We start from the raw sequence: 14,283 nt of genomic DNA, 5'->3' as shown, positions 1-14,283 counted from the left end.
AAATGATTTACGATTTTTAGATTGATAAGGAGTTTTGATGCACGGAAAAATAACGCGCTATACCGCTACGACTGGTTCAGGCGTCATTATGAATGCTTCAAAAAAGATTTTTGAGCTAAAAAAAGATAGTTGGCATGATGGCAGAAATCGTCCAGCCGTTGGTATGTATGTGGAATTTAGAACAAATGATGGTGGCATTCAAGTAACCGATGCGCGTGCTTCAAAATATCAATCTTTTCCGCCTGATGCGCTTATTAGAGAGATAGACTTTTGGAAAAGTAATACTGATGAAGAGTTGCAAAATAAAGAATCTGAATTGCGCGCAAAAGAAGTGCAAAAGATTTTCGCACAAACAAACTATTTGAAATTAACAGAGATTGAAATCAATCGCAGTGTGCAAGATTGTATCAAGGAATTTTTTGGGACAGAGCTTAGAAGTGTAGAGTTTTTAAAAGAGCTTGATTTATCAACGCTAACGCCACTCATTAATTTCTCAATTAGCAAAAGATTCTTAAATAAGGCATTAGATCACCTTATCTTTTCAGATAGAAAACTCAATATTGATATGTTTGCAGAGTATCACTCAAGGCTTGGCACACTTGAATATTCCCATAACTTTTTTACAAAAAATGAGCTTAATCCAGAGAGAATCTTTGAAGAAGCATTTCTTGAATATCAGTTTAATTATAAAGGGGCGGTGCGTGCTGCAAATGGCATAAAAGAACGCATTATGCAACTTCAAAATAAAATCCGCACAACCGCACATGACCTAAAAATCCTTTATAAACGACTTGAAGCAAAAAAGGGCGATGAAAACGAGATAAAAGAAAAAATCGCAAGAATGAGGGCAAACTCCGATAAAGCACATGAAGAGACAAAAACGCTTACAAAAGCACATGAGAATCTAGAAGGGCTATGCAAAAGTTTTGCAGAAAAAAATCTAAAGATATTTGAAGCCGTGTTTAGAAAAACTATTAATATGCTAAGAGAAAAAACAGAAGAAGCATTGAATGTTACCGCCACACAGCTTGATAATCAAATATGGGAACTTGGCATGAAGTCAGTCTCTATACGCAATGTGTTTTTCAAGCATGACATTAATGAGCCTTATTGCATGATGACATTCTTAGGACAAACGATTAAAAAGCTTGATAAAGGAAAAATCACTGCAGCAAATGAACAGGCTATGTATAAATACTATACAAGCCATCAAAAAAACTATGTCAAAAAGTTTCTTATTTTAACAAATCAGCCAAAAGTAGAAGTCAATGTAAAAATTGACATTATGAGTCAAAGTAAAAATCATAATGTCGTGATTGCTAAAAAAGATTCACAATTTTTTGTCGCAGTAAATAAAGAGAAGTTTGAGGGTATTTATATCGATACAACAGGATTGGATAAAACCGCCTTGCAACGCATTTTGGCTGACACTAAAGAATCCAAATATAATAAAGAAGCAAATATCTCGCTTATCACAAAAGAACAGATCGCTTCTATGAAGGAATAGAGTTTTTGGGAACGATTTGAAAGATAAAGCCCAGTCTTTTTTTGGCGAAGATAAGGCAAGAAGTTGCAATCTGAAAATTACGATTGTGGGTTGTTAGCTTTTATACAAACTTTTTTTGTAGCAGATTTGTAAAAAGTACAGATTCTAAAATGTTAGAATCTTGTTAAAATACGATACGACTACAATAAAAGGAAAATAAAATGATAGTGCTTGATGTTTATATGCGTTTTGAGATAAAGGATAATGTTATTGATTTGCTACTTGCAAATGGCTATGATGATTTCTTTTTCATTGAGGCAAAGAAGTATGCAGCAAAAAATATGCTTTTAAGCGATGAAGAGCAAGTAAGTGGGCGGCAAAACTATGCTATTATTAAACTTTACTTAAACGACACTGCTGCGGGTATGCTTGCAAGTCTTATTAAAGAAGAGTTTAAAGATGTGCGTGTATTCGCAGTAGAGTGTCAGCCTCTTGCATTTTTTGGCATGTAGTTTTAAAGGTATGAGTTTATACGCAAAGTGCGAATCTTAATAAAGTTTTATATGGACTTTTAGATGAAATCGTTTAAATAGCCATTAACACAATCTTTTTACGATATAATCAAGGCTTTATTCAAAGTTAAAGGAATCTATATGGCAAAAGTCGCATTAATCACAGGGATAACGGGGCAAGATGGGGCATATTTAGCAGAGTTTTTGCTCAATAAAGGCTATGAAGTGCATGGCATAAAGCGTAGAAGTTCGCTTTTTAACACCGATAGAATCGATCACATATATCAAGATATTCACGCAGAAAATGTGAGATTTCACCTGCATTATGGGGATTTGACAGATTCTACAAATCTTATACGCATTATGCAGCTTGTAAAGCCAGATGAGGTGTATAATCTTGCCGCAATGAGTCATGTAGCTGTTAGTTTTGAGACGCCAGAATATACCGCAAATGCCGATGGTATAGGCACGCTTAGACTTTTAGAGGCGATTAGAATCTTAGGCATGGAAAATAAAACAAAGATTTATCAAGCTTCTACAAGTGAGCTGTATGGCTTAGTCCAAGCAGTCCCACAAAATGAAAATACGCCATTTTATCCACGCTCACCTTATGCCTGTGCGAAACTCTATGCTTATTGGATTACGATCAATTATAGGGAGGCATATAATATTTTTGCTAGTAATGGGATCTTATTTAACCATGAAAGTCCTATTCGCGGTGAGACATTTGTAACGCGTAAAATCACACGCGGTGTGAGTAAAATCGCACTTGGACTGCAAGATAAACTCTATTTAGGGAATCTTTCTGCAAAAAGAGATTGGGGACATGCAAAGGATTATGTAGAGGCGATGTATCTTATCTTGCAACAAGACAAGGCACAAGATTTTGTTATCGCAACAGGTGTTACCACAGAAGTAAGAGATTTTGTGAGATTAAGCTTTAAAGAACTTGGCATAGATATTGAGTTTAAGGGTAGTGGTGTAGATGAAGTGGGCATTGTAGCAAAATGTAGTGGTGATTATAAGCTGCCTATTGGTAAGGAAGTCGTAGCGATTGATTCTCGCTATTTTAGACCTACTGAAGTGGATTTATTATTAGGTGATCCAAGCAAGGCACAAAAGATTCTAGGCTGGAGTCCAAAATATGATTTATCAATGCTTGTTGCTGATATGATGCAAAGCGATTTAAAGCTGATGCAAAAGGATAAATATTTAAAAGATGGTGGCTATACGATTATGCGATATTTTGAGTAGAGATTATAGAATCTAATATATAGATTCTATATGCTTAAAGAATAAAATATAAACTAGATTCCATCTTTGAAACGACAAAAAGTCAAAATGGGATAAGAGTGCATAAGCTATCATTAAAAGCCTATATTTGATAATCTACAAAAATATATTATAATATCATCTTGTTTTATCATAAAATCATGCAATGAGGAAGAGATGGCAAAAGAAGGGCAAACAAAAGACACGCAAAAAAGCACAAAAAAAGAAGTGCAAAGCAAGACAACACAAAACGCTAAGGTGCGGACAAATGAGCTAAAAACGACCAAAGCACAAAATAGCGAAATAAAAACAATCGAGTCAAAAAAAGGTGGGTTAAAAACAAACAAATCACAAAAAAGTGAGTTAAGAGCGGCTAAAACACAAAAAGCTAAATCACAAACAAATGAGTTGAAAACAAGCAAAATACAAGCAAGCGAGTTAAAAACAACTGAGTCACAAAAAGGCGTATCACAAGCAAGCAAATCACAAAAAAGTGAAATAAAAGAAACTGAATTACAAGAAGCAGTATGTAAGCCACTTAGCACAATCATGCAAGATTCAGAGCCACAAAAAGCACAAACACAAATTAATGAAAACTCCATTTATGAGAGAAACCTGCACGCATTAAGCATACGCGATCCTCTTCTTTTCTACAATCTCTTAAAAATAGAAACAAATACGCAATATGAAGTCTTTATGGGAAATGATAGTGCGAACTTTAATATTGTTGAATTGCAAAATAATATCCCGCTTTATAAAGGCGATCCCTTGCAAGAGAATCTAGAGGTGCTAAAAAGCTATGAAATATATCGCTATTATCCCTATTTATACGCCTATGGTTTAGGGAATGGAATCTTATATCGCATGATGCTTGGCAGCGAGATTCTAAAACGCATTGTAGTGATTGAGCCAGAATTAGAGATTATTTATATTGTGCTAAATCTCATTGATTTTAGTGAAGAGATTCTAAGCAATCGACTGATTTTACTTCATTCTCCACAATGTAATTTCAATATGATTAACTCCCTTTTTGATATGGATAAATTCTCTAAAGTGTATTCTAAAGTCTATGATTTGTTGCTACCAAATGGCTATTATGAAAAATATAGCGAAGAGATTCTAAGGATAAATAAGGACTTTGTAGCCGCCATCGAGCATGGTGTAATAAGTGTAGGCAATGATACAAAAGATGCTATCGTTGGGATAAAGCAGCATATTGAAAATATGAAATATTCACTCTATGCCCCAAGCCTTGTAGAAATCCATAGTAAGCTTAAAGGCAGAGATACAGCCATCATTGTCTCCACAGGACCAAGCCTTTATAAGCAGCTTGATACATTGAAAGAAATCGCTCCTTATGCGACACTTTTTTGCATTGATGCGAGTTTTCCCGTGCTTACAAAGCATGGTATAAAGCCAGATATTGTGTTCTCTTTAGAGAGAGTGAAAGAGAGTGCGAAATTCTACACAGATACACCTATGGAGGCACAAGAAGATGTGATTTTCTCCCTTACTTCAATCGTGCATGAGGACACTATACATGCGATACAAAAAGGCACAAAGCAGTTTAGCTTCCGCCCATTTGGCTACACAACACTTTTTAATTTCTATGAATATGGCTATCTTGGCATTGGCATGAGTGCGGCAAATATGGCATATGAATTAGTCGTGCATTCGCAGTTTAAACGCTGCATTATCATAGGGCAGGATTTAGCCTTTGGTGAAGATGGCTCAAGTCACTCTAAAGGTGCGGTATATGGTGAAAATGAGATTAAACCCAAAAAAGATAAAATCTATGTGGAAAAATATGGCGGTGGTGGTGTAGTAGAGACCACAGAAGTGTGGAAACTCTTTTTAAACTTCTATGAAAAAGACATAGCAAATACACCTTATAAAATAGAAGTGATTAATGCGACTGAAGGTGGAGCAAGGATAAGAGGGACGATTGAAATGCCTTTTAAAGAAGCTTGTGCTTTGGTGCCAAAGGTAAAGAAAAAGCCACTAAAGCTTAAAGCCCCGAGTAAAGCACATGCAAAAAAGAATATGGAAAAAGCCATTGAGATTTGTCAAAATTGGATTGATTATGGCGAGTTACAACAAGAAAAAGTTGAGAGTGTATTCTTAGAATTAGTTGAGTTTTTACAAGAGATAGAAGAGCTAAATCGCAAGAATGAGCTAGAAAAATTTAACTATAAAACAATGGATAAATTAATAGATTCCATAGATGAGATTAAAGATATTTTTAACTCAAGAGTGTTTCATGACTACTTCACAGATGCCTTGCAATCCTATATTTTTCATCAAGAATTAGACATAGCACAGCTTCTAGTGCGACCTATTAATAACGAAGATGATAAAAGGGGCAAAGAGCTAGAATGGCTATATCATCATAGATATTGGCTATTTAGCCTTGCAGGTGGCATCGACACGGTTGTAACCGTCGTGCGTAAAGCTTTAGAATATCTAAGTGGTGAAAAATACGAGAGCCTAAAGGATAAAGAGAAGAAAGAAAAGGCAAAGTAAGGCTAAATTTTTGTTGATTTGGGGTTTGAATTAGCAAGATGTTAGACTGGAATTTAACCATTTGTGCAACTTGCAATCTTACACAACACAATCACTACAACCAAGTCTTTTAAATCAATCTCAAATATTAAAGTTTGAAAAATGCAAATACAAAAAGATCTAAATCAAAAATATATAAAACCCGATAAAATTCACACAAACTAAATCTAACATGACAAATGCCTAAATCCAATAGACTAAAATAAGGCGTAGAATCCAAAAAATTCCATAATAAAAGATTTTAGAGAATTAAACATTAAAGATAACGCATAATTGACACTAGAATCTCAACAATCTAAAACACCCATTGCAGAAGTATTTTTAAATAATTCAAGGGTTGTGTAGATTCTTATGTAATAAGCTTATTGAATATAAATGACGAAGCATGAGAAGCAACTCTCTTTGAAAGTGCCACTTGTGCGAAGTACCAGTCCAAACCCGCAAAAAGACAACACACAGAATCAAGATTCTAAACTATAAAGCAAATATAAGATTCCAATCTCCCCAAAATCCTAAACACCAAACCCCACAAAAAGACAATTAGAATTTAAAAAGCCTATAACATTTTTCATTCCCTAAAATGCTTCTTAACACAACCCTCTATATTGTCTTTTTAGATTTTAATCCATGCTTAATACTTAAATTTTTTAACACTCATAAAACAACTCTCTCTAACACACATAAACACACCAACACACAAAAGCCTTAAATTAAGGGTTTTATAACAAGCTACTTTAATAATATGCTTATATGTTATAATTCCTTTTTCTTACTTCCACATGATTTTTTGTTTATATCTTATGTGTGTTTTTGAATGTATTTTAAAAAAGGATACATAAAAAGTAAAAAGGGTTTTTTTTTGCTTAGTGTTTAGAGTATCGGTATTTTGGGCGTTTGAAGCTTGAAAAGTGTTGTATTATTCAAGTATTGCATACAACACCGATTTTAACATTAACAAAAGCAATTCCCCCCCCCTGTTAAAATAAACTTAAACCATCATTTTTAGCATAATGTGGAAAAAGCGTATAGGTTTTAGGCGTGGCGATTCTGCCTTTTGCAGTGCGTTCAATATAGCCATTTGCAAGTAGGTATGGTTCAATCACATCTTCTATTGTCCCTTCATCTTCGCTCATTGCCGCTGCGATTGTGTTTAAGCCAATAGGTCTGCCATTTGCCTGTGATAGAATCTTCAAATAGCCCAAATCCATCTCATCAAAGCCTAGCTCATTTACGCCTAGCTCATTTAATGCGTGTTTTGCGATGACTTCATCGATTATCTTTTTATCCTGCACTTCAGCAAAGTCCCTTACCCTTTTTAGTAGTCGCAGGGCAATACGCGGTGTGCCACGCGATCGTTTTGCAATCTCTTTTGCACTCATTTCATTAATCTTTGTGTTTAGTTTAAGGCTTGCTTTTGTGATGATTAAGGCTAACTCATCTTCATTGTAAAATTCTAGTTTCGCACTGATTCCAAACCTATCTCGCAAGGGGTTTGATAGCATACCAGCCCTTGTTGTCGCACCGATTAAAGTAAATGGGGCTAAATCAATCTTTATAGTTTGAGCGGCTGCCCCTTGCCCTATGATAATATCAAGGCGAAAATCTTCCATAGCTGGATATAAAATCTCTTCAATAGCAGGACTTAGCCTGTGAATCTCATCGATAAACAAAATATCGCCATGACTAAGATTTGTCATAATTGCTGCTAAATCCCCCGCTTTTTCTATCATGGGGGCTGCACTGACTTTAATATTTGCCCCCATTTCATGTGCGATAATGTGGCTAATCGTAGTTTTGCCAAGTCCTGGCGGTCCAAAGAATAGAATATGGTCTAAACATTCATTGCGCTTCTTACTTGCTTCAATAAATACCTGCAAATTTTTCTTAATCTTGTCTTGTCCTATATAGTTTTCCCATGATATAGGTCGCAGGGTATTTTCATTTTGAGAATCTATTGTCTTCTTATCACCAGCGATTATGCGTTCTGTTTGTTCGTTATTTAATAGTGAAATTTTCTCCATTATATAGCCTTGTTTTTAGTGAATTATAGCAAACTTCAAGTGATATTTTTATTAATCTAAATCAACCAAAAACTTCTGTTTTTTACGAAAAATTGTAAGTTTGTTAAAGCCAATATCTTTTAGAATCTTTAAACATTCTTCATAACCAAAGCCTACTTGCCAAATATCGTGTGCATCGCTTCCCATCGTTATATCAAGTCCTATTTCCTTTGCTTTTTTTAGAATCTTGCTTGAAGGATACTGCTCTTTTATATCTTTTCTCAAACCTGCTGCATTTATCTCTAGCACCATATCCATATCTTTCATAATATGTAGTGTTTCTTCCATTTTTGTGTAGAGATTCTGCGGCATAATATCGCCAAATAGCTTTGGTAAATCAAAATGTCCAACTATCTGAAAATACCCTGTTTTTGCCATGCCTTGCAAAGATGAGAGATATTTATCCCAAGTGGCAAATACGCCCATTTTTTGCCATTTACCTATAAATTCTGGGTTATCAAAGCCCCAATCATCTAAGAAATGCACCGAACCTATCAAATAATCCACATCAGAATCTAGCACAGATTTATCTAGTAAATCTTCCCTACCAAGTATATAATCCACTTCTAACGCACGCAAAACTTCCATAGATTCATAAGATTTTGGAATCTGTGCAAGATAGTTTGGTAAATCCGCAAAACTCATGCGATATTTTTTATCAAAGTCCATCGGGGCATGGCATGAAAATCCAAAGATATCTATACCAAGACTACTTGCCTTTTGCATGTAAGATTCCATACTCCCATTTGCATGATTGCAGTAAGTGGTGTGATTATGTAAATCAACTCGCATATTTTTTCCCTCACTCTATATGGACTAAGATTATTAGCTTATTTTAGATTTGATATAGAATCTAAAAGCAATTTTAATCTTTATAATCTTAGCGAAAAGTCCAAAATTTATGCAACAAATAGCCAACAATGACATACATTATACTTGCAACTATGAGTGCTATATATTCATTCCAAGATAAGATTCTATAACATATAATAAGTGTCAATAAATTCGTCATATAAGCAAAGCAACTTGCTATCACAAAGCGTGTAAAATCCCTTTTATGAGTGTGTTTTGACTGAAAGGTAAATCTTTTATTCAACAAATACGAAACTATAAAAGCAATTCCATAACCTAGTGCATTTGCAATCTCTGGCACAACACCCATAAAGGTCAAGCCAAACATAATACCATAGCCAACAATGGTATTAATAATCCCCACTACACCATAAATAATAGTGCTTTTATCGATATATTTTTTTACATATTGTCTCAAAATGCTTCTCTTATAATAAGACTATTTAATTCCTACTTCATTAAACTCTCTGTATTTATCACAGCCGCTTTGATAGCCATAATCACATGCCTTGCCATAAAACTCTTTTGCTATGCTTAGATGATTTTTCATATCTGTTTTTTGCTGATACATTACGCCCAAATTATAACAGCCAAGCGGCTCTTTACCATTACATGCTTGTTTATAAAAGTTATCCTCCTTATCAAAGCTTTGTCTCACACCCTCTCCATTACCATACATAATGCCTAAACCATAGCAACTTGCGCTATTTTTTTGCTTACATGAACGCTCATAAAAGTCTCTTGCCCGAAAATAATCATGTAAATGGAAATAATAAATATCGCCGACATTACCACAACTTGCTACATTTCCACCCTCACATAGCTTTTCAAAATAGGCTAGTGCTTCATCGTGTCTGCCTGCAAGTGTGTATATCATGCCTACAATCTCACATTGTTTATCAAGGCATTCTTGCGGACCAACTAAGCCATTATCGATAAGATAATCACATGCATTCGCATTATTTTGCATACAAAAATTATATGTATAATGCCACTCTTCTTCAGTTAGCCTATCAAACGCATACAAATTATAACACAGCATAAAGCCAACAGAAAGGACTAAACAAAACCTTTTAAAAAAATAAATACAGCGTGTGATAAGAAATGCTCTCAAAACAAACTCCCTGCTATGCTATAGTCATAGCAATTATAAAAGTAGATTCTATAATATCGGTCTTTATGGGATTTTGTGGAATGTTTTTTAGAATCTAGCATATAGATAGATTCTAATTTATGGAATCTATTTATAGAAGTGGTTTATGAATCCCGGCTGCAACAAAATATTAGTGCTATTTATGCAACTTCTTCTCAATAATAGCTTTGCTTGGATATATAAAGAACGTGCTATATTTAATATTAATGTTATCTTTATTATCGGTCGCATAAGACTTAATTGTAAGTGGTATATTCTTATCCGTGTCTATGGAATCATTATATTCACCTTTTGCACGCAATATAACAACAAGGAATTTTGGCTCATTTGGTTCAATTAAAAATTCCTTTTTACCTCTATGATCTGGCATAATGATCTCAAATTTGTCTGCCATGTCGCCATCAACTTCAAATGCAAAAGTGTGTGGATCTTTATCGACATTCTGCACAACAAACTTATATACATTATCGATTGCACCACTATCTCGCACAATATAAAGCTCTGATGCTCTTGTGATATTTAATAGCATACTCTTATGAGATTTACCCACAAAAATAAGTAATGCAAATATAAGTGTCAATATCACCATATACGCAATAGTTTTAGCCCTTAAAAGTCTTGGCTTTGTCTTTTTCTCCATAGCATTTGGCGAACTCCATGTAACAAGGCTTGGCAAATTAAACTTCGCCATAACAGCAGAACACGCATCAACACATTCTAAGCAATGGATACATTCAAGCTGTGTGCCTTTTCTAATATCAATATGTGTTGGACACACTTTTACGCAACTCTGACAATTTGTGCATTCATTATGCGGGTCTTGCTTTTTGGGTGCAATGCCTATTGCACTGCCATTTGGATTATATAGCAATCCCCCTCTTTTTGTATCATAGATAGACATAAGCGTATCGTTATCAAAAAAGACTGACTGCACCCTTGCATAAGGACACATGTAGATACAGAATTTTTCAGCAATAAAGCAGACTTCAATCGTCATAAATGAAGCCACAACAAGCCAGAATCCAAGCAAAACTCTATGTTCTCCAAAATCTCTAGCATATACAAAAAAATCTTCTGGTGGCACAAAAAAGAATAAAAAGTCAGCAGTAGCAATAAGGGCAATACATGCAAAAAGCACAATGCCTAGCACATATTTAAACTTTTTCATCGGTGTGTCAAGCTTTAAGACTTCTTGCTTATTTGATATTTTCTTTCTTAATCCAAGTAGTTGAGTTTGGATAATATCGCGATACACAGAGCGGAAAATAGTCTGCGGACAGCCCCAACCACACCAGAATCTCCCTGCCATAACGGTCATAAAAAAGATACCAACAAAAAGCACCATAAGCATGAAAGTCATAACATAAAATTCTTGTATGCTATACTCAATGCCTAGCACATGCAATACCTTATGGTCAAAAGAGAGCAAAAAGATATGATTTTGTGCTTCTCCAATGCGAATGAAAGGGACGACTAAAAGCACGATTGTGAGTATAATGTAGCCTATGTGTCGCTTTCTACGAAAGTTTTCAACCTTAGCGCCATTTTTTTGTGTATTAGAATCTGAAGCGGCTTGCATAATCAATCCTTTAAATAGTCTTTGATAGCTAGAATCAAAGTTTTGGGTTAATTTGATGATTATACATATTTTAATGTTAAAATTACATTAAAGTATTAAGTTTTGTAACTTTATTTAAAATTAATACTAAGGAATGCTATGTTACAAGCAATAAATGTGAGTATGCGTTATGCGACAAAAACATTATTTGAAAATATAAATATAAAGCTTGATAGTGGAAAGAGATATGGGCTTATTGGGGCAAATGGTGCAGGTAAATCGACTTTTCTTAAGATTCTAAGTGGTGAGATAGAGGCAAGTAGTGGTGATATTGTGCTAAATAGCGGTTTGCGTCTTGGTGTGTTAAGTCAAAATCAATACGCATTTGAAGATTTAAGCTTGAAAGATGCTGTGCTAATTGGCAATAAAAGGCTATATGATGCAATAAAAGAGAAAGAGAATCTCTATGCAACAGCGGATTTAAGCGATGATAAAATCAATTCTCGTTTAGGTGAGCTTGAGATGATTTGCGTGGAAGAAGATCCTATGTATGAATGTGAAGTTGTGATTGAAAAGATTCTAGAAGACTTAGGATTTCCAGCAAATACACATAATGAGCTTATGAAAACACTCACAGGCGGGGATAAATTTAAGATTCTATTAGCACAAGTTTTATTTCCAAAGCCAGATGTATTACTGCTTGATGAGCCGACAAATAACCTTGATTTAAGTGCTATTGCATGGCTTGAAGAAAATCTTAAAAGACATGAGGGCACACTCGTAGTTATTAGCCATGATAGGCACTTTTTAAATGCGGTTTGCACGCATATTTTAGACCTTGATTTTAAAACACTGAGAGAATTTAGCGGTAATTATGATGATTGGTATATCGCTTCTACACTCATTGCAAAGCAGCAGGAAATGGAGAGAAATAAAAAGCTAAAGGAAAAAGCAGAACTAGAAGACTTTATCCGCCGCTTTGGTGCAAATGCGAGTAAGGCAAAACAGGCAACTTCAAGGCAAAAGCAGCTTGATAAACTAAATCTTGAAGCCTTGCAAATATCAAGCAGAAGAGACCCAAGCATTGCTTTTAAGATTAAAAGAAATATTGGCAATGAAGTCTTAAATGTTAAAAATCTTAGCCACTCTTATGGTGATTTAGTCATATTTCAGAATCTAGAACTCAATGTCTTGCCCGGTGATAAAATCGCACTCATTGGTGCAAATGGCGTTGGCAAAACCACACTTTGCAAGATTCTAGCAGAGCAATTACAGCAAAATAGCGGCGTGGTAAAATGGGGAGCGACTATTGAAATGGGCTACTTCCCGCAGGATACAAGCGAGATTATAAAAGGTGAAGAAACGCTATATGAATGGCTAAGGGCATTTGATAAGAGTGTAGATTCTAATGAGATTAGGACATCACTTGGGCGAATGCTATTTAATGGGGAAGAGCAAGAAAAAAGTGTGGGAGCATTAAGTGGTGGTGAAAAGCATAGAATCATGCTTTCAAAACTCATGCTTGCTAAAAGCAACTTTTTATTATTAGATGAGCCGACAAACCACCTTGACCTAGAAGCCATCATCGCATTAGGCGAAGCCCTTTATAACTATGTAGGCGGTGTAATATGTGTAAGTCATGATAGAGAACTCATCGGTGCATATGCAAATAGAATCATAGAACTTGTTATTGATTCTAAAAATGGCGGCACAAAAATGATTGACTTCCGCGGCAGCTATGAAGAGTATTTGGAAACGAAGAAGTAGAATATTTGTTGATAGAAACTAGTATCCTTAATCATAGCAGTCTTATAGTATATAAGCTTCATGCTCCACTTAATTTTCAACTAAGTGAGTTTATGAAATCTATGGGCTAAAATCTCATTGAAGTATCTTATACTTTCCTCATATATGAACTACTGAAATATTATATTCACTCCAAAATTCAGGTGTATCCCAAGAAGTTTGTATAATTGCTATATAATTATCGTTATATTTTCCTTGATAAAAGAAATTATCTCTAAAATATATCCAAGCTTGGTATTTATATCCTTTATAACATGATAGATTGCTAGGGGTAGTCTTCCTACCAAATCATCACTCCAATAATAAAAAGATCAATATAATCTGCTGGAAATAATTCTTCCATGATGTCAATGTGTTTACCGATATGGGTAGGATTTGCGGCATTCAAACTAGATCTCCAGTATCCCCCAAAAAAACTTATCATATTTAAATTTGTTTCTATGTCGATAGGAATCACAATAATAATACAACATGTTCAATTCAAAAAATTCTAAAATATCTGCCTTAGTAATGTTTGGATTTGTAGGGAATATCTCAATTTTGGTTTGATATTTCTTTATTGTGTTGCTCATTTTATAATTTGGAAGTATTTCTACACTGCTTTCTATTTTTTCAAAAACATTATATACCGCACTCTAATTATCTATGTGGATTTTAAGTTTCTACTAGGATTTCTACCATATTTAAAACATATAAAGCAATTAAAGTATATATGTATGCAATACTTGCTTTTTAGTGTTACTTTTTATGTTATGTGTTTTTATGCTCGGCTCTTAGTATGCAATACAAAAGCATTAATATACATGCAAAGCATAACACCCTTACATGCAAACACTACTAACATGCTTTATAAAGTAGATAACAAAGACTATTTTATAAGGAATGATTACACATGCAATACACGACGTTACATGATATAAAAAGGGTTATAACAAGCTTTGAAAATAGCATGAATAAAGCAAGTAATAAAGCTAATGCTAATAATAAAGCAAATAAAGATTTATTAGTAAGCGATAGCACTT

Annotated in this window: 10 protein-coding genes; 5 read left to right on the top strand and 5 right to left on the bottom strand. The window is 34.5% G+C overall.

Going from position 1 to position 14,283, the window contains the following annotated elements; translation table 11 throughout:
* Positions 1-37 precede the first annotated feature (37 nt).
* The 4 genes from T368_RS0100710 to T368_RS12865 all read left to right on the top strand — a co-directional run bounded on the left by T368_RS0100710 (position 38) and on the right by T368_RS12865 (position 5,793).
* A complete protein-coding gene (locus T368_RS0100710; protein WP_004088111.1) occupies positions 38-1,507 on the top strand; it encodes a hypothetical protein in 1,470 nt (489 codons plus the stop codon).
* A gap of 200 nt (positions 1,508-1,707) precedes the next feature.
* Positions 1,708-1,998: a DUF3240 family protein gene (locus T368_RS0100705; protein WP_004088109.1), complete on the top strand. Its 291-nt coding sequence runs from the start codon at positions 1,708-1,710 to the stop codon at positions 1,996-1,998.
* Positions 1,999-2,139: 141 nt separating this feature from the next.
* On the top strand, positions 2,140-3,252 hold the full coding sequence (gene gmd, locus T368_RS0100700) for a GDP-mannose 4,6-dehydratase (RefSeq protein ID WP_004088107.1): 1,113 nt from the start codon (positions 2,140-2,142) through the stop codon (positions 3,250-3,252).
* Between the two features lie 567 nt (positions 3,253-3,819).
* A complete protein-coding gene (locus tag T368_RS12865; RefSeq protein WP_138160764.1) occupies positions 3,820-5,793 on the top strand; it encodes a motility associated factor glycosyltransferase family protein in 1,974 nt (657 codons plus the stop codon).
* Between the two features lie 1,016 nt (positions 5,794-6,809).
* On the opposite strand, the gene ruvB is transcribed toward T368_RS12865, so the two are convergent.
* The 5 genes from ruvB to ccoG form a co-directional block, all read right to left on the bottom strand.
* On the bottom strand, positions 6,810-7,853 hold the full coding sequence (gene ruvB, locus T368_RS12860; protein ID WP_004088103.1) for a Holliday junction branch migration DNA helicase RuvB: 1,044 nt from the start codon (positions 7,851-7,853) through the stop codon (positions 6,810-6,812).
* Between the two features lie 51 nt (positions 7,854-7,904).
* Complete coding sequence (locus T368_RS0100685; RefSeq protein ID WP_004088101.1) at positions 7,905-8,684, bottom strand: histidinol-phosphatase; 780 nt, start codon at positions 8,682-8,684, stop codon at positions 7,905-7,907.
* Positions 8,685-8,772: 88 nt separating this feature from the next.
* The gene (locus T368_RS0100680) at positions 8,773-9,162 is read right to left on the bottom strand and encodes a GtrA family protein (protein WP_004088100.1); all 390 of its coding nucleotides are present in this window, start codon (positions 9,160-9,162) and stop codon (positions 8,773-8,775) included.
* A 21-nt stretch (positions 9,163-9,183) separates the two neighbouring features.
* A complete protein-coding gene (locus T368_RS0100675; protein WP_004088099.1) occupies positions 9,184-9,858 on the bottom strand; it encodes a tetratricopeptide repeat protein in 675 nt (224 codons plus the stop codon).
* 175 nt (positions 9,859-10,033) lie between these two features.
* On the bottom strand, positions 10,034-11,476 hold the full coding sequence (gene ccoG, locus T368_RS0100670) for a cytochrome c oxidase accessory protein CcoG (protein ID WP_004088097.1): 1,443 nt from the start codon (positions 11,474-11,476) through the stop codon (positions 10,034-10,036).
* 138 nt (positions 11,477-11,614) lie between these two features.
* Between ccoG and abc-f the strand changes: the two genes are divergently transcribed.
* A complete protein-coding gene (gene abc-f / locus T368_RS0100665; RefSeq protein ID WP_004088095.1) occupies positions 11,615-13,222 on the top strand; it encodes a ribosomal protection-like ABC-F family protein in 1,608 nt (535 codons plus the stop codon).
* Positions 13,223-14,283: the final 1,061 nt, after the last annotated feature.

Origin of the sequence: Helicobacter bilis ATCC 51630, from assembly GCF_000686565.1 — a bacterium.
GTDB lineage: Bacteria > Campylobacterota > Campylobacteria > Campylobacterales > Helicobacteraceae > Helicobacter_A > Helicobacter_A bilis.
This window is presented reverse-complemented; position numbering and strand designations above follow the sequence as displayed.

Coding starts and splice junctions, on each gene's coding strand:
- T368_RS12865 (WP_138160764.1), top strand. CDS start 3,820: ATGCAAGATTCAGAGCCACAAAAAGCACAAACACAAATTAATGAAAAC.
- ccoG (WP_004088097.1), bottom strand. CDS start 11,476: ATGCAAGCCGCTTCAGATTCTAATACACAAAAAAATGGCGCTAAGGTT.
- T368_RS0100705 (WP_004088109.1), top strand. CDS start 1,708: ATGATAGTGCTTGATGTTTATATGCGTTTTGAGATAAAGGATAATGTT.
- gmd (WP_004088107.1), top strand. CDS start 2,140: ATGGCAAAAGTCGCATTAATCACAGGGATAACGGGGCAAGATGGGGCA.
- T368_RS0100685 (WP_004088101.1), bottom strand. CDS start 8,684: ATGCGAGTTGATTTACATAATCACACCACTTACTGCAATCATGCAAAT.
- abc-f (WP_004088095.1), top strand. CDS start 11,615: ATGTTACAAGCAATAAATGTGAGTATGCGTTATGCGACAAAAACATTA.
- ruvB (WP_004088103.1), bottom strand. CDS start 7,853: ATGGAGAAAATTTCACTATTAAATAACGAACAAACAGAACGCATAATC.
- T368_RS0100710 (WP_004088111.1), top strand. CDS start 38: ATGCACGGAAAAATAACGCGCTATACCGCTACGACTGGTTCAGGCGTC.